Genomic DNA, 21,988 nt, shown 5'->3' on the forward strand with positions numbered 1-21,988 from the left:
TTTTTAAAGAACGGTATTGCTAATAATTTTGTTAAAACCGTTGTTAGTTGCGGCATTCATAAGCTGTTGAATAGACTGCATTTTATTATCTGAGAATATATACCAACTATCATGATAAACATCATGGAGAAGAAGCGTAGGATAACCTTTTAATAGTTCATCAGGGAATGCTTGGTTTAATGAATACGTATCGAACTGCTGAACACTTTTATTGTCAGCGTTTAAGAAATCATATTGTCCAAGCTTATAATAGGAACCAGGTATGTCCAGATTTAATTGCCAAGAATAGTCTTTAGGCGCTTCTACTTTATCTCCTTTTTGCAGAAAAATTTTGTACATAGCGTGGTGATAGCTATGTCCCTTAACTTCTTGAATAACTCCACCCATCGTCATGTGATATTCGTAGTGAAGAGCCTTAATTTTTTGATTGTTAATGAATAGGGGCTTTGTCGCAATATTAACCGTACTTTGTTTGTAATCGACTTGACTGCCGAAAGTTTCAGCAATAAAACGGATTGGAACGTAGGTACGATTATTTTTAAGATATGGTGTTGTATCCAATTGTTCAGCTTGGCCGTTTTGAATAACAGACTGACTGTTTAAAGTTAAAATAACGGTTGATTGGTTCGTTGAAAGGGTAATTTGTGAACCCTTCCATTGTACTTGCGCACCTAAATTTTCACTAATTACACGCAAAGGTACCATTGTTCGATTGTTTTTGACCTCAGGCGCTGCATCGGTTTTCACGACAACCTCGTCAATCTTCAGTTGAGGTGTTGCTGCGTCAGCGGGGGAAGCTGTCCATAATACAGATGTTAATAATAAGCCTGCGAAGATTTTTTTCATGGTTGTTACCCTCCTTTATTTTTACGACCTTATTTTACCATAAAATTCTAATAGGATTATAATAGATTACTATTTATTATTTTTTTACAGTGTATAAACCGGTTTTGAAATCGAATACTAACCATGAAAGGAGGTTTTTTTGTGAGATATTTAACATGGGGCATAGTTGGTGCAGCATTGTTTGCTGCGATGAAAGGCTACGGGAAATCCAATCAAGGACAGAAGGATAGCTACCAACAAACGACAACACCTGTTCAATTAGTAGCTAATGCAAATCCTTTAACAGCGAATACACCGAAACAGTAAAAGGCGTCACAGCTTATAGATTACTTTGATCTATAAGCTTGTTATATTTTACATAAAAATCCCCTGGTTTTTAGCTGAAAGGTGGATAGAATATCAATTTAAAAAGCTATTGACTAAGACTCGTTAAGTATCCGATGAATCGTTAAGATTGCCTGCACATGCATGCCCTCATGGAAAATAGTTCGCAGTAGTACTTGTTCTATAGTTTGCATGCCCATCTCAATGGGAGGGAATTCTTCCATTAAACGATGACCATATTGTTCCTTTAGCTGCTCAGGCTGCTGGGCCAATAATATTTTTAATGCGTCAAAAGATGGGGTTTTTTCATCAAAATGATCAGGTGAGGTACCGAATCCAAACCAGTTGGTGAAATGGTCTAGTTCTTTATGTTTGTCTTTTGTTAGAGCCTCTATCCATAAATATTGATCGAGATATAAATGGCCCATATTCCAGCGGATATTATTATGGAAGCCAGTCGGAATGATATTGGCCTTTTCCTCTGTTAGTTGATCTAGTATTTGTAGTAACTCGCTTCGATAATGCTGTAGTTGTTGAAATAAATTTTCTTGACGATGATTCATTGTAAAACCTCCTTTTAGTATGTATTAGCTATTGCCACCAATTTTCCTCCAAAAAAAAGAAGAACTCCAATTTGGGTTCTTCTCGTCATTTATTTGCTTTGTGTTTGTAGGGCTAATCTGACACCTAGACCGATATAGACAAAGCCAACCGTTTTCTCAAGCCAACGGGAGCTTCCACTTGTTTTCGTAAACATTTTTTCTCCGATAAAGCTTGTTACAACAGCTAGTAAAATAGTATACAACGCACTCATGACAACAAATGTAATGCCAAGTGTCAGCAGTTGAACTGTCACAGATGTCTCATTATGCTGGATAAATTGAGGTAAAAAGGCAAGGAAAAATAATGCCGTCTTCGGATTTAATATTTCGGCTAAAAAGCCTTGGCGGAATGAAGTACTCGCTGGGCTTTGTTCCACAGTAGGCTGTTCAATTTTCTTCGGCTTTGTTACGAGCATTTGTATTCCTAAATATACAAGATAAGCTACACCTATATATTTCACTACTTCAAAGGCTGTGGCAGATTTCATTAAAATAGCGGATAGCCCTAAAACAGCTGCCAGAGTATGGACTAAGTCGCCTAGACCGATACCTAATGCTGTATAAATGCCATTCTTTTTACCACTTTTTAACGTTTGTGTAATGGTGATAATGACTGCAGGTCCTGGAATTAAAAATAATAAAAGAACTATTGCGATAAAAGATAACATGCTTACCATCCTATTCTAATAAACTAATCATTCTAGGGTGAATGCATGACATATTATATTCTAGCTACTATAGAGCTGTCGATAAAGAAATATTGAAAAAAGAATGAAAAAATATTCAGAAAATAATAAACGGATAATATAGACGATTTGAATGGATGATTCGCTGTATAGTTTAGGGTATTTTTTAGTACCAACTAATAGTATTTAATGATAGAATGAGATCATTAAAAATTTGGAGGTATCCGCATGTTAACTAGTCAACAAATACAAGAAATTTTACCACATCGTTATCCATTCCTTTTGGTGGATCGGATTGAAGAATTGGAGGAAGGAAAACGTGCAGTAGGTCTTAAAAATGTGACGATCAATGAGGAGTTTTTTAACGGTCATTTTCCCCAATATCCTGTGATGCCAGGTGTGCTGATAGTGGAAGCATTAGCACAAGTTAGCGCGGTCATCATGCTAACGAAGGAAGGCAATGAGGGAAGACTGGGATTGCTAGCAGGCATAGATCAATGTCGTTTTAAAAAACAAGTGAAGCCTGGAGATCAATTACGTCTTGAAGTAGAAATTACACGTGTAAAAGGCTCAATCGGTAAAGGGAAGGGAATCGCGATGGTTGATGGAGAAATGGTGTGTGAAATGGAGCTTGTGTTCGCGTTTGGCAATTAAGAAATTTGCTCAATAGACGGTGTTAACGCCTTTTTAGCGTAAAAATAGATAAAGACTTGCTTTAAGGCGTACTACACCCCTAATTTTCTTTCATATAATAGTAATCATTATGACCAAATGAGGGGGATTGAGGGTCGCTATAGTAGAATGTAATGAAAAGCGGTTACGGCCGGAGGAAGCATTAGATAATGATTTTTGTGATCGATTTGTACAAAAAATGCATAAACAAATTCTCCATAAGAAGCTTCACCAAGATATTTATCAGTCCTATTTTGTTATTTTTCAGCAACAATATACAACACAGGAGCTACGCTTTATCATCCATATGTTAAGGTGGCAGGCGGAGGAAATTATGCGTTTAAAGCCTATTTTCATCACTTTAAGTGGGGTCATTTTGTCCGTGTTTACGTTGATTGCTGCCGCCGTGAATAGCCAATTGATGATGGGACATTCGCTTGTCCAAATTGTTGCATTGGTGATATTGAGTTTGAATGTCACGATTCTCTTTATTTCCTATAAAATTGAAAAAGAACATAAACGAGTGCAGGCTGTGATAGCGTTAGTAGATTATTACGTGACCATTTATCAAACAGGAGATGATCATTATGCAGAACATCATTGAATCATTACGTTATTGGTTGCTGAAAATCCCCGAAATGTTTCACATTATGACTGAAACAGAAATGACAGAACGCACTGCTCAAAATAAATGGTCTAAAAAAGAATGCTTAGGTCATTTATGCGATTCGGCCCTCATCAACCTTGAACGATTTATAAAGATTCAATACGACGTTTCACCATATGTAGTGTCTACATACGACCAAGTTCAATGGGTCGAGCTACAGGGTTATCAAAAAATGCCTATAGAAGAAATCTTATTATTATGGACGAGCTTAAACAAAAAAATAGTGGTGGTATTGGAAAATCTCTCAGAACAGGCATTATCACGTCCATGTGAAATGGGTCAACAGCAAGAGGTGACACTCAAATGGCTCGTTCAGGATTATCTCGATCACCTAGAGTATCATGTGAAAAAGCACTTATAATATTTATCGAAACATAAGCATTTTTTTGCGAAATCCTCAAATAATAAAGTACGAAAAAATATTTGGGGACGTGAAGATTTGAAAAAATTATTACTGTTTCTACTGCCTCTTTGTTTGATCACAGTGTCATTTTTCTATGTCAAGGCGAGCTCTTATGACAATAAAGGCAGAAAGTATTATGAAGAGGCTGGACAAATACTTTGGGAAATCAAAACGGAGGAGAAAATCATCGCACTCACCTTTGATGATGGCCCACATCGCACGTACACAGCGGATGTTCTCGATGTTTTGGATAAATATCAAGCAAAAGCCACATTCTTCATTGTTGGACAAAATGCAGAAAAAAATCCTGAGCTTATTTCGAGAATGTACGATGAAGGGCATGAATTGGCCAACCATACGTATACCCATCCTTTAAAAACAAATGTAACGAATTTGATGAAGGAAATTGATCAAACGAATGAGACCCTTTATAGTATTACCGGCTTTAAACCGACTTTATTCCGTCCGGTAGAAGGGCAGTTCTCAGATGCGATGATCGATGCGATCGCGAAAGAGGGCTATAAAGTGGTGATGTGGTCATGGCATTTGGATACGCTTGACTGGAAGAGCCCAGGCGTTCATCGAATTGTGAATACTGTCTTAAAAGGTGTAAAGGCAGGTAATATTGTGTTATTTCATGATGGTGGAGGGAACCGAGCACAAACTGTAAAGGCGCTAGAGCAAATTTTACCGGAGCTTGAAAAACAGGGCTATCGCTTTGTGACCGTTTCAGAATTGCTTGAAGTACAGATGGCCCACAAAAAAATGGAAAAAAAACAGTAGTGTTGAGAGCCTTCTTTCAACACGACTGTTTATTACGCTTTCTCTTTATGTAAAGGTTATTTCAGCATTTTTTTGATGTGCTTCAGCTCACCAATTAAATAATCAATTTGCTTCTGCATAGTATCAATTTGCACGTTTGATTGGCTGTCACCATTATTATTTTGAGAAGAATCCTTATTCGCGTTAACGAGTGCCTCTAGGGCAAGACCTGCTGCAATGGTTTGCAGGCCATCTCCAAGTGTTGAGATAGCTGTGCCGATATAAGATAACTTAGCTGCATAAATTTCCAAGGAATCATTGTTTTGATCGGGCTTATTATTTCTCCCCATTATCCTTCCTCCTTATGTTTGTCATTACTTGCATCATATGCGTGAGGAAGAGAAAAGGAGAACGATTTAAATGATTCATAAGAAATGATAAAATTAGCAGAACAACTAAATATTGGAGGGTCGGCCATTGACACATATAGAGATTGTTGAAATGGATGGACAATTGTTGGAGGGGATAGGCAGTTTTTGTTTAAGGAGCAAGAAAAAAAGTGAAGGCTATAAAGGTAAAAATAAATGGCTACATCAACAATTTGAAAAGGGCTTACGTTATGTGCAGTTAGTAGAAGATCATCAACAAGTGGGCTTTATAGAGTATACTGACGCAGAATATTCCTCTAGGGTTGTACATGCAGAAGGCTATATAATGATTCATTGTTTATGGGTTAGCGCTGTTGGAAAGGGATACGGTACACAATTATTGCAAAAGTGCATAGATGATGCAAAACAACGGGGTAAAAAAGGAGTCGCGGTGCTAACTAATGACCAGACATCGTGGACCCCAAGCAAGGCTTTATTTTTACAGCACCAATTCCAACTAGTCGCCACTGCACCTTTTGATTTTGAATTATTGGTTTACCCATTTAGTGAAGTTGTAGAGTTACCGTATTTTCCTGAAAATTGGCATGAACGTTTAACAGGCTATCACAACTTGACGATTCTTCGATCTTTTCAATGTCCATATGTAGAAGTCGCAACGGAGAACATTTTAGCCGCTGCCAGCAAGCTAGATATTTCAGTAGATTTAGTCGAAATCCAAAGCCGTGACGAGTTAATGGAGAAATCACCGACACCGTATGGTATCTTCTCTGTCATCTATAAAGGACAACTTATTTCCTTTCACCGATTAACGGTTCATTCTGTTTATAAAAAGCTTCAAACCCTATTAGAAGAACCTGTGTAAAAAAATTACCATGATTTGAAACTTTTTCAGTCACTGGCACGTTATATTTTTATAGTATTTCTATGATTCAATTGAATTTTTAGTTGACTGCTACTAGGAAATGAGTAAAATTAGAAGGCAGTACCATTATATACCTTAAGCTTCTATAGGGAATGATGGGTCCATAAGCATTTGGATGCGAGATGCTTGGAAGCAGGATCAGACAAGGTCTGTCATAAAATTTCGACAGTCTTTTTCTTTTCGTCTTCTGTATAACCTGTTAAGATGGTAATAGTGTGACAACAAGTTAGTGTATATGAGAGTGGTGACAATCAAGATGGATGAACAGAAAAATGAAAGTACGGAACAGCAGCAAGAGCCAACACCTGCTGAAATTAAGCCAGCAGGACAATTTATACAATTAAAACCGTTTAAATTCATCATGCTAATGTTCTTTACAATTCTTATTACTGCTGGTTTAACGATTTTCGCGTTAACATTTGGTGATAAGAAAGTAGTAGAAGTGAAAGTTCCTGTAGAACGTGAGGAATTTACGAAATTATATGAAGCATTTGATTTACTGAAAAATAACTATTACAAAGATATTGAAGATGAAAAGGTTGTCGATGGTGCTATTAATGGCATGTTCGACGCTTTAGGAGACCCGTACTCTGATTTTATGGTGAAGGAAGAAGCAGACCAATTTAACTCTGGTTTATCTTCAAGCTTCCAAGGAATTGGTGCAGAAATTCAAGAACGTAATGGTTATATTACAGTTGTGTCACCGATTAAAAATTCCCCTGCTGAGAAGGCAGGCTTATTACCAAAAGATATCATCTTAACAGTTGATGGGAAAAGCATTCAAGGTTTCAGTGCTACAGAAGCAGTAGCGTTAATTCGCGGCGAAAAGGGAACGCCTGTGAAATTATCAGTGAAACGTGGCGACAATACGGAGCCTATTCAAATGACAATTGTTCGTGATGAAATTCCAGTAGAAACTGTTTATGGTGAAATGCTTGATGGCAATATTGCCCATATTCAAATTACATCGTTTAGTGAACAAACTGCCCAAGAGCTTGAAAAAATCCTCGTGGAGTACGAAGGCAAAGGCATGAAGGGGATTGTTTTAGATTTACGTCAAAATCCAGGTGGCTACTTAAAGGCTGCAGTGGATATTTCTAATCTATTCGTTCCAGAAGGCAAGGCCATTGTACAGGTACAAGAAAAGGATGCAGAACCAGAAGTCACAAATGCGATTGCTGGTAAAAAATATAACCTACCAATTACAGTTCTAGTTGATGGTGGTAGTGCTTCTGCCTCCGAAATTTTAGCTGGTGCTTTAAAAGAATCTGTTGGTGCAAAGGTTGTTGGTGAAACATCCTTCGGTAAAGGCACAGTCCAAAATGTGACTCCGTTAAAAGACGGCTCTAATCTGAAGTTTACTACTGGTAAATGGTTAACGCCGAAAGGTAACTGGATTAATGAAAAAGGGATTACTCCTGATGTCAAGGTCGCTTACCCAACATATGCGTCATTACCATACTTGAATGCTTCTATAGAAATGAAGGCAGGTATGCAATCAGACTCTGTGAAGGCTGCAGAAGAAATGCTCCAAGTATTAGGGTACGAGCCTGGTGAAATAGATGGTCTTTTCGATGACAATACAGCGTATGCAGTAGAACAATTACAGGCTGCGAATAATCTTGAAGAGACAGGTGTTTTAACAGGAAACACAACGTATGCATTAATGGATGCTTTACGTGCAAAAATGAAAGCTGATGATCCTCAGTTGTTAAAAGCGAAAGAGCTTCTTTTAGGTACAGCTGATAAGACTGAGGAAACTACAAACTAACATTACAGCTGTCGCAACAGTCGTTTTCACGGCATCTGCGACAGCTTTTTTTATAGGAGGAAGAAAAGAATGAAGGATGTATACCTATTTAGTGGCTTTTTAGGAAGTGGTAAAACATCGATGCTGACAGATGTGATTCGCCAACTAAAGGAGAAAAATTTAAAGCCCGCTGTTATTATGAATGAACTGGGGAAGCTACCATTTGACTCACAGGCCGTGGAAAAGGATATTCCGCTCAAAGAGATGCTAGAAGGCTGTATTTGCTGTTCAGGTGCTGAAAAAACAGAGGCACAAATTCAATCTCTTCTATTAGATAGTGATTTTGATGTATTAATTATTGAAACAACGGGTGCTGCCCATCCGGTCGAGGCTTTAGATGCGGTATATTCACCATTGTTTGCTGATAAGCTAAATGTCAAAGGCATTGTAACAGTGGCTGATTCAAAGCTATGGCTTCACCGTGATACGCTGACACCACAAGTACGCTCTCTATTTATGGAACAAATTCGCCATGCTCACTTATTATTAGCAAATAAAACGGATCTTTTAACAGAGGCAGAGCAAGCACAAGTAGTCTATGAGCTACAAGGCTTAAATCCTCATGCCTTTATTTTGCAAACGACGAATGGGCGAGTACCACTATCATTATTAGAGAATTTAAAGGCAACGGCACAAATGGACAAAGCAGATATTGTGAAAGCACCGATAGCCTCTATGCAACTTGGCTCACGTTTAGTGGAGTTTACGGATATGGAGTTTACACAGGAACAGTTTGAAGATTGGGTACGTGCATTACCAGAAACAATTTATCGAATGAAAGGGTATGTGCCGGTAGACGGCATTAAAAATCCAATGCTGTTCCAATATGCATATGGCATGGTTCAATGGCTACCGGAATATATAAAAATGCCAGCGAAACTTGTTATTATCGGTGAAAACGTTGGGTCTCTTCCTGTCATTGGCATTCAATAAAGAAAATGTAAACCTGTGGATTATTGCACAATTTAGACAATGTGTAGATTACACAGGTTTTTTTATTTTTATGTAAAGAGAATGTAACGTATTTGTAATATGTTTGTAATATAAATAGTGAGAAGAGCCACTAGAACTAGTGATATCACAATTCTGGCGGCTTTCAATAAGGATCTTTAGACTAACTGAATCATTGAATAGCGCATACATTTTGGATTCACTTTTATGGTGAATTTACGATAATATTTGCTAGATTTATAGGGGTGTCAACCCACTTTCAAACGTAAGTATTTCATAGATTGGTTAATCCTACTAAGAAATATAGCAAAAAAACCCCGATTTTTCGCGTATTTATTTCCGTGTTGGCGTAGTTAGCAGATGCTGGTAAGAATTTAACGAAAATTATCCTTTACGATTAATGGCATAGAAGGAGGAATTGCAAACATGAAAAAAACACTAACTGCAATTTGTGCAACATTTCTTTTAGCAGCTCCAATTCAAATAGCTTCTGCTGCTACAAATACAACAGAGGGGAATTCAGTAAAGCAAACAACAAACTGTAAAGTTTATTATAAATGGTCTAACAATCATAAATGGAATATTCAATTCCCGCAGGCATCTACACCATCTAAAGAGACGCCTACAACAAATAATAATAATACGGCAACTACGCCAAACAATAATCAATCATCACAAAACGAAAAGCCAGCAACACCACCAACTAGCTCTACACCTTCAACAACAACTTCAGATGTGAACGCATTTGAACAAGAGGTAGTAAAATTAACGAACGCTGAACGTACAAAAGCTGGTTTATCTCCATTACAAACAGATGATAAATTAATGGCGGCAGCTCGTGAAAAATCACAAGATATGCAAAGTAATAACTATTTCTCACATACAAGTCCAACATTCGGTTCACCATTTGATCGTATGAAAGCTTTAGGAATCGCCTATAAAAGTGCAGGAGAAAACATTGCACAAGGTCAACGTTCACCACAAGAAGTAGTACAAGCGTGGATGGACTCACCGGGTCACCGTGCTAACATTTTAAATGGTAAATTTACGCATATTGGTGTAGGTTACGTGAAATCAGGTAATTACTGGACACAACAATTTATTACAAAATAAGATATGTGTTAACGAAAATGTCTTATAAGTCTACTAGGCTTATAGGGCATTTTTTTATTGTATAAATGTCAAAGAGGGATGACAGGTAAAGCTAAAATAATTATTTGTAAAATGCCTAGGTAAAATCGTCGGGGCATCTTTTTTATGCCGGTGAATCCTGTTATCAACTTGTTTGAAATAAGAGAAAAATGCTTATACTCTCCAGTAGAGGAGGCGTTTTATGGATAGAGTGGAATATATGATGAAAAGCCTGCAAAAAGCATTCTACCATTCCTCTGATTTGACAGTCAGACAGGTAGATTGGCATGAAGGCAATACAGCTATTTTATGCTTTTACGCTTCTCTTGTAGATGCTAAGGAAGTTCAAAAAGTTTTAGATACAATTTATGCACGTTTAGATACAGCAAAGCCTTTTTGGAGTGAAACATTAATTACGACATTAGAAAATTTTTCATTACCCCTTGCGATTGAGCGAGTTTGTCAGGGAGAAACCATCGTTATCTTGCCTGATACAGGAAAAATGCTGGCGCTTACTATAGTGAATGAAGTTCGACGTAACCTCGAAGAACCGAGTAGCGAAAGTATTTTACGCGGTTCACATGAAGGTCTAATTGAGCGTGTGGATACCAATTTAGCGTTAATACGTAGACGTGTCAATAATCCTGCATTGGTCGTGAAATCATTTTCGATTGGCCAACAAACGAAATCAAAGGCGTATTATCTTTATATGGATGGGGTTATAAAGCCAGAGACATTACAAGAGATAGAGAAGCGGATTGCTGCTCTGAAAATTGATTATTTTTATAGCTCTGGTCAATTAAGTGATGCGCTGGAGGATTCTGTGTTATCTCCTTTTCCGCAATTGTTAAATACGGAGCATCCAGATCGGGTAGTAGCCAATTTAGTGGAGGGTAAGGTTGTGGTCATGACGGATATTTCACCGACCGCATTTATTGCTCCCGTCACTTTTTTTTCATTCTATCAGACGCCAGATGATTATAATGGTCGAGTTGTTGTCGGTTCTTTTTATAAAATTGTTCGACTTCTGTCGTTTTTAACCGCCGTTTTTTTACCAGCCTTTTATATTGCCATTATAAGCTTTCATTTTGAAGTGCTACCATTAGAATTAAGTAATCAAGTGAAAAATGACGTGAATGACATTCCTTATCGACCGCTAATTGAAGCATTGATTCTAGAGATTATTATGGAATTGATTCGAGAGTCCAGCATTCGATTACCACAATCGGTAGGGCAAACAATTGGAATCGTAGGGGGATTAGTCATAGGGGATGCTATCGTCAGTGCAGGATTAGTTTCTAATTTAATGGTCATTGTTGTGGCATTAACCGCTATTTCTAGTTATGTTGTCCCATCAGTCGAGTTAAATAGTACTATTCGCATGATCCGTTTTCCATTTATGGTACTCGCCTCTTTGTTTGGTTTTTTAGGGATTGTCGTAGGAGTTGTCATTTTACTTATTCATTTAATTAATTTAACGTCTTTAAAACAGCCTTATTTTTCGCCTATCATTCCTTTTCAACCGAAGGCAGTGCTTAAAATTTTTCTACGCTGGCCGTTTATTAAACCGACCGTGCAAGTGACATCGTTTCAACCACCAAAAGATGAGCAAACGAAAAACGAGGATACACCATGAATGTTTCCCTGACTAAGGCTCAGTTCTTTTTACTATTATTTATTTTTCAAACAGGAGTTGTCTACATCGCCTTTCAAACTCCGTTAATGATTTCCAGTAGAAATAGCTCATGGTTCATTTTTATTATAGCGAGTGCCATACATTATGGCCTACTCCTATTTTTTGAACGGTATTACTCGTATTTCTATTTAAATGCTTTCTTTCGTTGGGTATATCAAATCTATTGGCTACTAGTGACCGTTGTCTTTATTGCCTATATGAGCTTTGTTTTGGCATCGTGGGTGCTACCACAAACGCCCGAGTGGATTGTTGTTGTCATTATAGTAGCGCTTTCGTTATATGCCAACTTAAGTAGACCAGAAACGGTTATCAATATTGGTGTATTACTCATTCCTCTTATTTTTCTATTTGTGATTTTTCTCATGCTAGCCATACCAGATTTAACGTGGAGTAATCTTTTTCCGATTGAATGGAATCATACAAAACAAATAGTAGCTGGCCTGATTCATAGTATCTATGCCTATTTTGGCATTGAAATGTACCTTATTTATCGCCCATTTTTACAAAAAGAGTTACAAGTAAAGGGAAGACCCTTATTGACCTATCAGCTAGTCATATTCGTCTTTTACTTTATTTCGGTACTTTTTACGCAAATGTTTTTCTCTTTGGATGAAATTAATCTCATACCAGAACCCATTATGTATATTTTAAAATCACAGGAAGTCACATTTGTGAAACGACTTGATATTTTTTTCGTTTATATTTGGCTTTCCTGGTCGATAGTTACTATTATGATTTATGGGCTATCCTTCCGAGTGCTTCATTTTATAAAACAAAAGAAACATCCGAAAAGAAGTATTATTGTGTATCATCTTTTCCTAGCCATTCTACCGCTTTTTGTCCTGCATTTTCGAAGCATTGAGTTTATCAAAAATTCTTTACACTACGTAATCATCTTCTTTACTATTTTATTGCCTATCGTCATAATTGGTTGGAATAAATGGAGGGGAAAAAGTGTTTCGTAAAGGAATCATAATGGTCCTGTCGATGTTATTGCTAGCTGGCTGCTGGGATGAAAGACTATATAAAAATTCTTCCGTTGTAACGCTTGTTGGGATAGAAGGTTATGTTGGAGCGTATAAAGGATATTATGCCTACCCAACTTCAATGACTCAAGAAACGGAAATTATCGAGGCTGAAGGATTATCACCTCGTGAAGTGCGGACAAATGCTAATTTAAAAGTGGAGCAAACACTTGATTTATCGGAGCTATCAACAATTCTGATTTCTGATCGTACGGCGAGGGAGTCCATCTATGAACTGTTGGATATATATTTTCGGGACCCTCAAAATCCTATATCAATCAAAATCGCGCTTACTGAAGGTGATGTTAAACCGTTTATAGATTTGACAAAAGATCTTGCTGGTAGCGCGGGGAGCTATTATCAGCGATTTATCGAAAGTTCAGAGGATAATACCTATTTTCCAAAGATCGATTTGCAAGTAGTGGGTTCTATGCTTTTGGATCAGACCATTGATATTGCTCTGCCTTATTTTCAACTTAGTGAAGATAAAAAGCATGCGGTGGCAGGGGGCTTAGCTATATTTTCTGGACGAAGCTTTACCGTCACTGTCTTAACACCATCCCAATCCTTAACGATGCTGCTATTAATGAATCAAAAAAGTAAAGCAGCACGAATGAGCTATCTGTGGCAAAATGATGGGAAGGTCAATCCAATTACAGTTGATGTGTTAAAGGTGAAGCGTAAATGGACTGTTAATGAGGAATTACGAACAATAGATATGAGTTATACCATTGATGTGGAGGTTGAAGAATTTCCGCACGATCATTTATATAAGGATGAAATCTTTCAGGACGTACAACAAATGATAGAGGAAAAAATGCAAGCTGAGTTTGAGGAAGTGTTGCGGATTCTTCAAAATCAAAAGTCTGATACATTAGGGGTTGGTCGTCATATTCGGGCGTATCATCCAAACATGTTTAAAGAAGATTGGCATACCGAATTCTCCTCTTTATTACTGAAACCGAAAGTGGAGGTAAAAATCATTCGAACAGGAGTTTTACGTTAAAAAAATCGCCTTTCCTAGAACAAAGGAAAGGCGATTTTTATTAGGCAACAGTCACTCTTTTTTGAACAAGTAGCAAGCGAATCAATAGTGTAGCAGCGCCAGTAGTCAATCCTGCAACCAGTCCAATCCAATAGCCAAATGGCCCTAAATCTGTGTGGGTCGCAAGCAAATAACCAACTGGTAAACCAATTACCCAGTAAGAAATAATGGCCATAATAAATGTTATCATCACATCTTTATAGCCTCTTAAAGCTCCTTGCACAGGGGCTTGGATAGAATCAGATAGCTGAAAAATAGCGGCAAATACTAAAAATTGCACAGCATATTCAATTACGTTGCTATCTGTCGTATACATATGCGCAACAGGTTCACGCAAAATAAAGAGTATACAAGCAGAAATAAAGCTAAAGACGATGGCAGTACCAACACAAAGATAACTATACGTACGTGCATCCCGCATGCGACCGGCACCAATCTCAAAGCCTACTAATATCGTGACACCCATTGAAATGCTTAGGGGGACCATATATAGGAGGGAGGTGAAATTTATCGCAATCTGATGGGCTGCGATGATGGTTGTGCTAAAATTACTCATCATCATTGTGACGGCCGAAAAGATACTTGTTTCTGCGAAGAGTGAAATGCCAATCGGTACACCAATTAGCAAAATTTCCTTCCATTGCAGCCATGAAGGCTTGCGCCAATTGTGAAACATCCGGAAGCGTTCGAAAGGCACTCGTTTTGCGATAATCCAAGCAGTAATTAAGAAAATCAGCCAATAAGTAATGGCTGTGGCTACACCTGCTCCAATCCCACCAAGCTCGGGTGATCCGAATTTTCCGAAAATAAAGATGTAATTTAATACGATATTTATCGGTGTTGTCATTAAGGTAATGATCATCGTGACACGTGTTTGTCCGAGTGCATCAATGAAGCAACGCATAACAAAAAATAAAAATAGTGGTAAAAGGCCCGCGCACATCGCATAGATGTAGCCCTTTGCTATAGTATGTACAGATGTTTCTAAGCTCATCTTGCTAAGTATCCAATCGATGCCAAAGAAAAGTCCAATGAAAATAATGATGGACAGTGTAATGGCTACATAAATGCCTTGCTGAACAGCCTTTTTAGCATCCATTTCCTTTTTTGCCCCTACAAGCTGGGAGACAATCGGTGTAATGGCTAGGAGAATGCCAGATAGTCCAGTATAAATCGGCATCCAGATGGAGGAACCAATCGATACACCAGCTAAATCCGCCGTCCCATAGCGACTTGACATTAACACATCAAAAAAAGAAACGAGGTAGATAGCTACTTGGGTTACTAAAATAGGGATGATCATTTTTAAAAGTAGTGCGTATTTTTCTTTCAAAGTGGATGTTTGATACATGTATGATACTTCCTTCATTAACATAATGAACAAGTATAGCATATGTAAAGAGAGAAAAGCTGAAAATTTATTGCTTCATCTATATCTTTTCGTCGGCATATAGTAAAATAGAACACTGTACACAAAAAGTAGTCTACCTACAATGTTTTTTAAGGAATAGGAGAATTCATGTGAAACAACAAACAATCATTTTAACCGGTGGTGGGACAGCTGGCCATGTATCGTTAAACCAAGCGATACTCCCGTCTTTACTTGAACTAGGTTATGATGTCCACTATATTGGCTCAGAACAAGGTATTGAAAAAGAATTAATTGGCGAGGCGTTCCCTAACGTGCCGTTTTATGGCATTGCAAGTGGTAAGTTGCGTCGTTACTTTTCGATGAAAAATTTTACAGATCCATTTAAGGTGCTTGCTGGAATGATGCAGGCTTTTCGTATTATCAAAAAAGTAAAGCCGCAAGTTGTATTTTCAAAAGGGGGCTTTGTGTCTGTCCCTGTTGTCATGGCAGCCAAGCTGGCGGGTGTTCCAGTCGTAATCCATGAATCAGATGTGACACCTGGGCTTGCCAATAAAATAGCTTTACCTTTTGCTTCTCATGTGTTTACCATTTTTGAAGAAACACTGAAGCATTTACCAAGTGACAAAGCAACTTGTACAGGTTCCATCATTCGCCCTGAGTTGTTGAGAGGGGAAAGAGCAAAAGGATTAGCATACTGTGGCTTTACAACATTAAAGCCTGTTTTACTTGTCATGGGTGGTAGCTTAGGCTCAGTTGTTCTGAATGATGCCCTTCGAAAAAATTTACCAGAGCTGTTAAAACAGTTTTACGTGATTCATTTATGTGGAAAAGGAAACTATGATGAGTCGTTAGAATCATTGTCCGGCTACAAACAATTTGAATATGTGACGACGGAGCTGCCTGATTTAATGCATGCAGCAGACTTTATTGTGTCTCGAGCGGGATCAAACTCTATTTTTGAGTTTTTAGCACTTCATAAACCAATGCTTTTGGTGCCTTTATCTGCCCAAAAAAGTAGAGGGGATCAAATATTAAATGCCAATTTATTTAAAAAGCAGGGCTATGCAGAAGTGTTACAGGAAGAAGCTTTAACAAAGGAATCCTTTATGAAGTCTGTTTATACACTAACAGGGCGTAAAGAGGAAATGGTTGAAACGATGTCCAAAACTCAAAAACCAAAAACGCCTGACGAGATGGCGTCATTAATTTTGAACTATCAAAAATAAAAGTCATTAAAAAAGCTATGAGGGATGTCGATGATGACAACACCTCATAGCTTCTTCTTATATTAATAGGCTTACATTGCTTGCTCTTCGCCTTCTTGCATTTGATAAGCAGTTGTTAAGTAGAATAAATCCTTTGGAATTTTAAATAAATCAAATTGTGCCATACCACTATTTACTTGAGCTAACAAAGTTGGATGACTTTCATTAGCGCTCACAACATAGGGTAATTTTAACGCAGCACGCTGTGATTTTATATTTTCAACACGAATACGGAGGAATACCGTATGGAAATTATAATCAAAAAATAACTCATTCAAAAAAAGCATTTTTGCCTTTTGATTGTAACCTTTTCCTTGGTAAGGGAGTCCAATCCACGTTCCTAAAAAACCTGCACCGTCCTCAACATCGTGTATACTAATGGTGCCGATTGGTTGACCCCAGTCATCAGTGATGGTCCTCGAGATAGCGAGTCCTCTCGCTTCCTCTTCGATCAGTTGCTTTGTCATAAACCAGTATTCATCAGCGGATGTGGCTTTCTGACGGACAAAAGGGAATACAGAAGGGTGTGATAATAGTTCATAAAGCTCTGTACATTCATGCAGGTCTCGATGTTTAAGCATACGAAACGCCTCCTTTACTAGGGTAGTTAAAACAATTCCGTTGAAGCATAAAGAAGAAAACTAAAATTCGTACTGGAATTAAAACCCAAAGAACTAGACGTTATAACTATGATATTCCATAATCTCCCGCTGTCTTACTGATTTCGACCATACCGAAAAAAGACTAGTTTTTTAAATATAATATAACATGCTAGCTGTTTCATGCAATCATTTTGCACATAAAAAACAAAATTTTAAGTTTAATAGTCAGTAAATTCTGATAAATGAATGGAAATATTCAATTTATTTTCCATATTTAAAATTAAGTAAATTCTATCACTTTTATCTATAATTAATCAATTGTGTGAATCTTTAGTAGTATATTTTTATGTTTAAATAGCTAAATTATCAAAAATATCCTTAAAAGGATATAATTTATCTAATTCTAGAAAGGTAATTTTTTATTTTTATGTTATAATAGTAGAATTAGTTTTTGCGTATAATTAAGCATATACATAGTTTTTTATTATGATGGCAATGGCCTTTTCTGGAGGTGACAGTATGGAGTATCTTTTAAGCGAAGATTTTTTTAATGAATTATTTATTGGTAATGATTTTGTTTTTCTTATGAAAAAAGTAGAGGAAGATTTTCAATATATTCGCTTAAACAATGCAGCTCGAGAACTGTTATCGATCGATGTAATTGGAAAAATGCTTTCCTCCGTTACCTCGAATCGAAATTTTTCGATCATTCAGAAAAACTATCATCATGCAATTGCAGAACATATACAGGTTGACTATGTAGATTATGCGTATGTGCAGTCGGAGGTTCGTAAATATGAAACAACTGTACGCCCATTGCACTATAACCAGGAAGACTATGTTTTAGCAATTACCAAGGAAATTCACTATGATCGTAGTATTGAAGATAAATTTTTGTTTATGCGGTCCATGTTCGACCATGCCTTTTTTTCGACCGTTGTGCTATCAGCTGAAGGTATAATTTATGAAGTGAATTCAAGCTTTATGGAAGATTTTCAATTAGATAATGAAGCCGTCAAACAAAAAATGTTTAGTGATTTACCGATTGTTCCACAAGAAGAAGTGCAGCAAATTAAATTGTATTTACAACAAGCGGCTAGAGGAGAAAACGTTGATGGAAAGTTTGTAAAATTGCTGACGTTGGACCAGCAAGAACGCATGTATTTACTGTCACTATCACCTGTCATGCAAGAGGATAATTCCTTTGCAATCTTTCTTATTATGCAGGATTTCACACAGTTCACCTTGCAAAAGGCAGAACTACGGTCGAAATCTCATGGCTTTGAAGTGTTTAAGTCGGCATTAAATTCAGCTACGGCCATCGCTATTTTAGATAGTGCGGGCCATATTTCAGAAGTGAGCGAGATGTTTTTACAAGCTTCAGGTTACACGGAAGAGGAATTAGTTGGGCAGTCTTATGCGTTACTTAAGCCTCGGTACCAAACACAAAATTTTTTACAATTACTCAATGACAAACTTGCTAGTGGAGAGATATGGCGGGGAGAGCTGTGCTATCGCACAAAATACCATGCTGATTATTGGGTGGAGGCAACCATTGTTCCATTAAAAAATGAATTTGGTCAGATTGAACAAATTTTAACCATTAACTATGATATTACAGACAAGAAAAGAATGTTCACAGAATTAAAAAATATTGAACGTACCTTCCGTCTCATTACGGAAAATACGAATGATTTAATTGTTATTACAAATGAGGATGGAATCATTATTTATACGTCACCATCCTATGAAATATATTTAGGCTATGAAAATGCGGAGCTACAAGGTCAGTTTTACAGTGCCATTATTGATACAGAAAGCCAGCATGAATGGCAAACATTTTTAAATAACTTTACTGGTCAAACAGATACCCAGTTCGAACTTTTACTGAAGGCAAAGAACGGCACACCTATTTGGACAGAAGGGAATGTCACGGTGGTCCATGATCCTGATCGAGAAAAAGTTTCTCAAATTATGATGGTGTCCCGTGAAATTACCCATCGTAAAGAGAGGGAAAATGATTTGCTTTATCTGGCCTATCATGATTCTTTAACACAGCTCCCTAATCGCCGTTATTTACAAAATGAGTTTCCTACAATATTGGCTGAGGCCGACGAAAACAATGCAAGTGTAGCGATGCTTTATTTGGATGGGGATGATTTTAAAGCTGTCAATGATCGCTTTGGCCATGATACAGGGGATGCGTTTATTCAGAGCTTTGGTCACGCTTTAAGCAAAACCGTTCGAAGTCATGATATCGTTATCCGCATAGGAGGCGACGAATTTCTTGTCATCCTAACAGGTTTAACGAGAGAAATTGATAAAAGGCATAGTCAAATTATGCATATTATTCGTCGCATTCGTGATGAATTAGCAGCGGGCTGGATGATTGAGGATCATCAGTTCACACCAACAGCTTCAATAGGAATTTCTTACTATCCAGATCATGCCCAAACGTTGGATGAATTAATGGATTTGGCTGATCAAGCTTTATATAAATCAAAAGAAGCTGGGAAAAATAATCTCTTTATTTCGGAAGCTCATTAAAAAAGTCTGTCCACAAGTTAATCCTTGTGAGACAGACTTTTTATTTGATGTTATGCTATAACAGTATAGGGATAAAAATCCTGCATCGTTATTTCGGAATAGAAGGTGATTATGTGCCTAAGAAAATATTAGTAGTGGAAGATGAAAAGCATATTGCACGTTTTGTCGAGCTAGAGCTACAGCATGAAGGCTATGACGTGACAGTTGCCTTTGAAGGGCGTGAGGGGCTATCTTTGGCAACAACAGAGGCATTTGATGTGCTATTGCTTGACGTGATGCTACCGGGCATCAATGGTATTGAAATTTGTCGGCGGGTTAGGACACAATCTCAGGTGCCTATTATTTTAATAACGGCAAGAGACGCTGTTATGGATCGTGTAGCTGGCCTAGATGCTGGAGCAGATGACTACATCGTCAAGCCATTTGCGATCGAAGAACTATTAGCAAGAATTCGAACGATTTTACGTCGTGCAACAACGCAAGAGCCAGCAAATAGTGAATTTTTAAGTTTACGTGATATTGAGATAGATATCGCAGCCTACGAAGTTTTCGTGCAAGGGAATAAACTTGACCTCACAAAGACAGAATATGATTTACTGAAACTATTAATCGAACACAAAAATAGAGTTTGTACACGCGAGCATATACTAACATCTGTATGGGGCTACGATACAGATATAGAGACCAATGTGGTAGATGTGTATATACGTCATTTACGGACGAAGCTCCCAGGTGATACGAATGCCTATATTGAAACGGTTCGAGGGGTTGGGTATGTGATGCGGGAATGAACAAGTTACTGATGTATCTCCGTCGTCAATCTCTGCAGAAAAAATGGATGCTCACATCGAGTAGTGTAATTTTTATAAGCTATACGATTATTTGCGTGGTTGTTTATATTTCTCTCCATACATGGCTTTTAAATGATGAGGAAAGCAAGGTTGAACGGACTAGTAGGGATATTATTTCATTTTTACAATCACAGGGACCGGATATTACGATTCAACAAATCCAACAAAATACTGGTTTGCTCAAATCGATTGTCGATCGAGATGAAACTGTTAGAATGTTTAATGCGGACGGTGTGGATATTTTGCGTATCAATAATACTTCAGATGCTGCACCTCTTAGCTCCATGCAGGAGATTTTTGAGACGACCATTAATAAGCAGGACGTACTGGTCATGAATGAACCAATACGACTAGGTTTTTTTCATGGGTATGTTCAAGTTGTCCATCCGCTCAACGGTTTTCAATCGCTCATGCATTATTTATTAACAGCTATGCTCATCGCTGGTCTTGGGGCATTGGTGTTATCAGGCACTATTGGGTATTATCTAGCCAATTATTTAATGAAGCCATTGCGTGAATTACGTGCTTCCATGAAAATGGTGATGGATCAAGGCTTTAATGAGCCTATACAGCTAACCTACACATCACACGATGAGATTGGTGATTTGTTGAAAATGTACAATGCCATGATGAATGAACTGCAAATTTCATTTACTCAGCAGCAACAATTTGTCGCAGATGCTTCTCATGAGCTTCGTACGCCAATCCAAGCTATCGAAGGCCATCTTTCTCTGCTAAAAAGATGGGGCAAAAATGATCCAGCTATTTTAGAGGAGTCGATCGATACTTCCTTAACAGAAATTGCTCGCATGCGTAAAATGATTGAGGAGTTATTAGAGCTTGCAAGACGTGAGGAAAAAGATGAGATGAGTGAGGCAAATGCACTATCGGTGATTGAGGCTGTTATCGATGAAATGAGGCTTGTACACCCAAAAGCGCGAATTTTGCTGTCGAAAAATGATGAAATGGGTCCTTTATTTATAACTGAAAATGCACTAAGTCAAATCATTCGTAATATAATAGAAAATGCAATTCGTTATTGTGAAAAAATTCCTGAGATACAAATTTCTATTTCAGTTGCTGGAAATTATGCATGTTTAGAAATTGCTGATAATGGTATAGGAATAGCAAAAGACAATATTCCTTTTATCTTTGATCGTTTTTATCGAGTGGATGAGGCAAGAAACCGTCAAATTGGTGGAACTGGCTTAGGATTAAGTATTTCGAAGATGTTGCTTGAAAAATATAATGCGACGGTAGAAGTCAAGAGTGAGGTTAATATTGGAACCGTTTTCTCATTAAAGATCCCGCTAAAATATTAAGAAAAATGCACGCTTTATTTCATTATTCTATCCTTTGCGAAAAAAATTGCTTAATTTGCTAAAAAGAGTTGTATTTTTTGTGAAGAGTAGTAAGATTG

General features: G+C 37.5%; 22 protein-coding genes. 16 read left to right on the top strand and 6 right to left on the bottom strand.

The features are described 5' to 3' along the window. Nucleotides 1–3: 3 nt before the first annotated feature. Nucleotides 4–846, bottom strand: a complete 843-nt coding sequence (locus tag KVT27_RS07925) for a copper amine oxidase N-terminal domain-containing protein (protein WP_217581083.1) — start codon at nt 844–846, stop codon at nt 4–6. A 141-nt stretch (nt 847–987) separates the two neighbouring features. On the opposite strand from KVT27_RS07925, the gene KVT27_RS07930 reads away from it, so the two are divergent. Continuing rightward, nucleotides 988–1,152: a hypothetical protein gene (locus KVT27_RS07930; RefSeq protein ID WP_261613459.1), complete on the top strand. Its 165-nt coding sequence runs from the start codon at nt 988–990 to the stop codon at nt 1,150–1,152. Between the two features lie 113 nt (nt 1,153–1,265). Here KVT27_RS07930 and KVT27_RS07935 read toward each other — a convergent pair whose 3' ends face one another. Both KVT27_RS07935 and KVT27_RS07940 read right to left on the bottom strand, forming a co-directional pair. Next, entirely contained in the window at nt 1,266–1,733 is a 468-nt protein-coding gene (locus KVT27_RS07935) for a DinB family protein (protein ID WP_036125701.1), read from the bottom strand. A gap of 89 nt (nt 1,734–1,822) precedes the next feature. Then, nucleotides 1,823–2,440, bottom strand: a complete 618-nt coding sequence (locus KVT27_RS07940; protein ID WP_025115411.1) for a LysE family translocator — start codon at nt 2,438–2,440, stop codon at nt 1,823–1,825. Nucleotides 2,441–2,686: 246 nt separating this feature from the next. Here KVT27_RS07940 and fabZ point away from each other — a divergent pair, with 246 nt between their 5' ends. From fabZ to KVT27_RS07960, 4 genes are all read left to right on the top strand, one after another. After that, entirely contained in the window at nt 2,687–3,112 is a 426-nt protein-coding gene (fabZ, locus tag KVT27_RS07945) for a 3-hydroxyacyl-ACP dehydratase FabZ (RefSeq protein WP_217581085.1), read from the top strand. A gap of 127 nt (nt 3,113–3,239) precedes the next feature. After that, nucleotides 3,240–3,734: a hydroxymyristoyl-ACP dehydratase gene (locus KVT27_RS07950; RefSeq protein WP_217581086.1), complete on the top strand. Its 495-nt coding sequence runs from the start codon at nt 3,240–3,242 to the stop codon at nt 3,732–3,734. Continuing rightward, nucleotides 3,718–4,158: a DinB family protein gene (locus tag KVT27_RS07955; RefSeq protein ID WP_254636068.1), complete on the top strand. Its 441-nt coding sequence runs from the start codon at nt 3,718–3,720 to the stop codon at nt 4,156–4,158. The genes KVT27_RS07950 and KVT27_RS07955 overlap by 17 nt, the downstream gene beginning before the upstream one ends. Before the next feature lie 78 nt (nt 4,159–4,236). Next, nucleotides 4,237–4,983 carry a polysaccharide deacetylase family protein gene (locus KVT27_RS07960; RefSeq protein WP_217581088.1) on the top strand — a complete coding sequence of 249 codons (747 nt, stop codon included), beginning with the start codon at nt 4,237–4,239 and terminating at the stop codon, nt 4,981–4,983. A gap of 56 nt (nt 4,984–5,039) precedes the next feature. Here the strand turns inward: KVT27_RS07960 and KVT27_RS07965 are convergent, their stop codons facing one another. Beyond that, nucleotides 5,040–5,312 carry a hypothetical protein gene (locus KVT27_RS07965; protein WP_036125710.1) on the bottom strand — a complete coding sequence of 91 codons (273 nt, stop codon included), beginning with the start codon at nt 5,310–5,312 and terminating at the stop codon, nt 5,040–5,042. A 127-nt stretch (nt 5,313–5,439) separates the two neighbouring features. Between KVT27_RS07965 and KVT27_RS07970 the strand changes: the two genes are divergently transcribed. The 7 genes from KVT27_RS07970 to KVT27_RS08000 all read left to right on the top strand — a co-directional run bounded on the left by KVT27_RS07970 (nt 5,440) and on the right by KVT27_RS08000 (nt 13,892). Further along, complete coding sequence (locus tag KVT27_RS07970) at nt 5,440–6,213, top strand: GNAT family N-acetyltransferase (protein ID WP_254636069.1); 774 nt, start codon at nt 5,440–5,442, stop codon at nt 6,211–6,213. A gap of 316 nt (nt 6,214–6,529) precedes the next feature. Beyond that, nucleotides 6,530–8,044 (top strand): lmo1851 family serine protease, encoded by a 1,515-nt coding sequence (locus tag KVT27_RS07975; RefSeq protein ID WP_217581089.1) that lies wholly within the window; start codon nt 6,530–6,532, stop codon nt 8,042–8,044. Between the two features lie 69 nt (nt 8,045–8,113). After that, the gene (locus KVT27_RS07980; protein WP_217581090.1) at nt 8,114–9,016 is read left to right on the top strand and encodes a CobW family GTP-binding protein; all 903 of its coding nucleotides are present in this window, start codon (nt 8,114–8,116) and stop codon (nt 9,014–9,016) included. Nucleotides 9,017–9,460: 444 nt separating this feature from the next. After that, entirely contained in the window at nt 9,461–10,147 is a 687-nt protein-coding gene (locus tag KVT27_RS07985) for a CAP domain-containing protein (protein ID WP_008181638.1), read from the top strand. A 220-nt stretch (nt 10,148–10,367) separates the two neighbouring features. Beyond that, the gene (locus KVT27_RS07990; RefSeq protein ID WP_217581091.1) at nt 10,368–11,801 is read left to right on the top strand and encodes a spore germination protein; all 1,434 of its coding nucleotides are present in this window, start codon (nt 10,368–10,370) and stop codon (nt 11,799–11,801) included. Then, nucleotides 11,798–12,826 carry a GerAB/ArcD/ProY family transporter gene (locus KVT27_RS07995; protein ID WP_217581092.1) on the top strand — a complete coding sequence of 343 codons (1,029 nt, stop codon included), beginning with the start codon at nt 11,798–11,800 and terminating at the stop codon, nt 12,824–12,826. The genes KVT27_RS07990 and KVT27_RS07995 overlap by 4 nt, the downstream gene beginning before the upstream one ends. Further along, nucleotides 12,816–13,892, top strand: coding sequence for a Ger(x)C family spore germination protein (locus tag KVT27_RS08000; protein ID WP_217581093.1), 1,077 nt, complete (start codon nt 12,816–12,818; stop codon nt 13,890–13,892). The genes KVT27_RS07995 and KVT27_RS08000 overlap by 11 nt, the downstream gene beginning before the upstream one ends. A 40-nt stretch (nt 13,893–13,932) precedes the next feature. On the opposite strand, the gene KVT27_RS08005 is transcribed toward KVT27_RS08000, so the two are convergent. Continuing rightward, on the bottom strand, nt 13,933–15,282 hold the full coding sequence (locus KVT27_RS08005; RefSeq protein WP_036125728.1) for an MATE family efflux transporter: 1,350 nt from the start codon (nt 15,280–15,282) through the stop codon (nt 13,933–13,935). 170 nt (nt 15,283–15,452) lie between these two features. Here KVT27_RS08005 and KVT27_RS08010 point away from each other — a divergent pair, with 170 nt between their 5' ends. Continuing rightward, on the top strand, nt 15,453–16,529 hold the full coding sequence (locus KVT27_RS08010) for an undecaprenyldiphospho-muramoylpentapeptide beta-N-acetylglucosaminyltransferase (RefSeq protein ID WP_036125730.1): 1,077 nt from the start codon (nt 15,453–15,455) through the stop codon (nt 16,527–16,529). 71 nt (nt 16,530–16,600) lie between these two features. Here the strand turns inward: KVT27_RS08010 and KVT27_RS08015 are convergent, their stop codons facing one another. Next, nucleotides 16,601–17,149, bottom strand: a complete 549-nt coding sequence (locus KVT27_RS08015; RefSeq protein ID WP_036125733.1) for a GNAT family N-acetyltransferase — start codon at nt 17,147–17,149, stop codon at nt 16,601–16,603. A 540-nt stretch (nt 17,150–17,689) separates the two neighbouring features. Between KVT27_RS08015 and KVT27_RS08020 the strand changes: the two genes are divergently transcribed. The 3 genes from KVT27_RS08020 to KVT27_RS08030 all read left to right on the top strand — a co-directional run bounded on the left by KVT27_RS08020 (nt 17,690) and on the right by KVT27_RS08030 (nt 21,890). Beyond that, a complete protein-coding gene (locus tag KVT27_RS08020) occupies nt 17,690–19,717 on the top strand; it encodes a diguanylate cyclase domain-containing protein (protein ID WP_217581094.1) in 2,028 nt (675 codons plus the stop codon). Nucleotides 19,718–19,830: 113 nt separating this feature from the next. Then, complete coding sequence (locus KVT27_RS08025) at nt 19,831–20,508, top strand: response regulator transcription factor (RefSeq protein WP_036125737.1); 678 nt, start codon at nt 19,831–19,833, stop codon at nt 20,506–20,508. After that, entirely contained in the window at nt 20,505–21,890 is a 1,386-nt protein-coding gene (locus tag KVT27_RS08030) for a HAMP domain-containing sensor histidine kinase (RefSeq protein ID WP_217581095.1), read from the top strand. The genes KVT27_RS08025 and KVT27_RS08030 overlap by 4 nt, the downstream gene beginning before the upstream one ends. Nucleotides 21,891–21,988 lie beyond the last annotated feature (98 nt).

It is taken from the genome of Lysinibacillus sp. GbtcB16, from assembly GCF_019091145.1.
GTDB lineage: Bacteria > Bacillota > Bacilli > Bacillales_A > Planococcaceae > Lysinibacillus > Lysinibacillus fusiformis.

Excerpts from the sequence above, each read along its gene's own strand:
- KVT27_RS07940 (WP_025115411.1), bottom strand. The coding sequence starts at position 2,440 with ATGTTATCTTTTATCGCAATAGTTCTTTTATTATTTTTAATTCCAGGA.
- KVT27_RS07985 (WP_008181638.1), top strand. The coding sequence starts at position 9,461 with ATGAAAAAAACACTAACTGCAATTTGTGCAACATTTCTTTTAGCAGCT.
- KVT27_RS08020 (WP_217581094.1), top strand. The coding sequence starts at position 17,690 with ATGGAGTATCTTTTAAGCGAAGATTTTTTTAATGAATTATTTATTGGT.
- KVT27_RS08030 (WP_217581095.1), top strand. The coding sequence starts at position 20,505 with ATGAACAAGTTACTGATGTATCTCCGTCGTCAATCTCTGCAGAAAAAA.
- KVT27_RS08015 (WP_036125733.1), bottom strand. The coding sequence starts at position 17,149 with ATGCTTAAACATCGAGACCTGCATGAATGTACAGAGCTTTATGAACTA.
- KVT27_RS07935 (WP_036125701.1), bottom strand. The coding sequence starts at position 1,733 with ATGAATCATCGTCAAGAAAATTTATTTCAACAACTACAGCATTATCGA.
- KVT27_RS07980 (WP_217581090.1), top strand. The coding sequence starts at position 8,114 with ATGAAGGATGTATACCTATTTAGTGGCTTTTTAGGAAGTGGTAAAACA.
- KVT27_RS08005 (WP_036125728.1), bottom strand. The coding sequence starts at position 15,282 with ATGTATCAAACATCCACTTTGAAAGAAAAATACGCACTACTTTTAAAA.
- KVT27_RS07995 (WP_217581092.1), top strand. The coding sequence starts at position 11,798 with ATGAATGTTTCCCTGACTAAGGCTCAGTTCTTTTTACTATTATTTATT.
- KVT27_RS07965 (WP_036125710.1), bottom strand. The coding sequence starts at position 5,312 with ATGGGGAGAAATAATAAGCCCGATCAAAACAATGATTCCTTGGAAATT.
- KVT27_RS07975 (WP_217581089.1), top strand. The coding sequence starts at position 6,530 with ATGGATGAACAGAAAAATGAAAGTACGGAACAGCAGCAAGAGCCAACA.
- fabZ (WP_217581085.1), top strand. The coding sequence starts at position 2,687 with ATGTTAACTAGTCAACAAATACAAGAAATTTTACCACATCGTTATCCA.
- KVT27_RS07990 (WP_217581091.1), top strand. The coding sequence starts at position 10,368 with ATGGATAGAGTGGAATATATGATGAAAAGCCTGCAAAAAGCATTCTAC.
- KVT27_RS07955 (WP_254636068.1), top strand. The coding sequence starts at position 3,718 with ATGCAGAACATCATTGAATCATTACGTTATTGGTTGCTGAAAATCCCC.
- KVT27_RS07925 (WP_217581083.1), bottom strand. The coding sequence starts at position 846 with ATGAAAAAAATCTTCGCAGGCTTATTATTAACATCTGTATTATGGACA.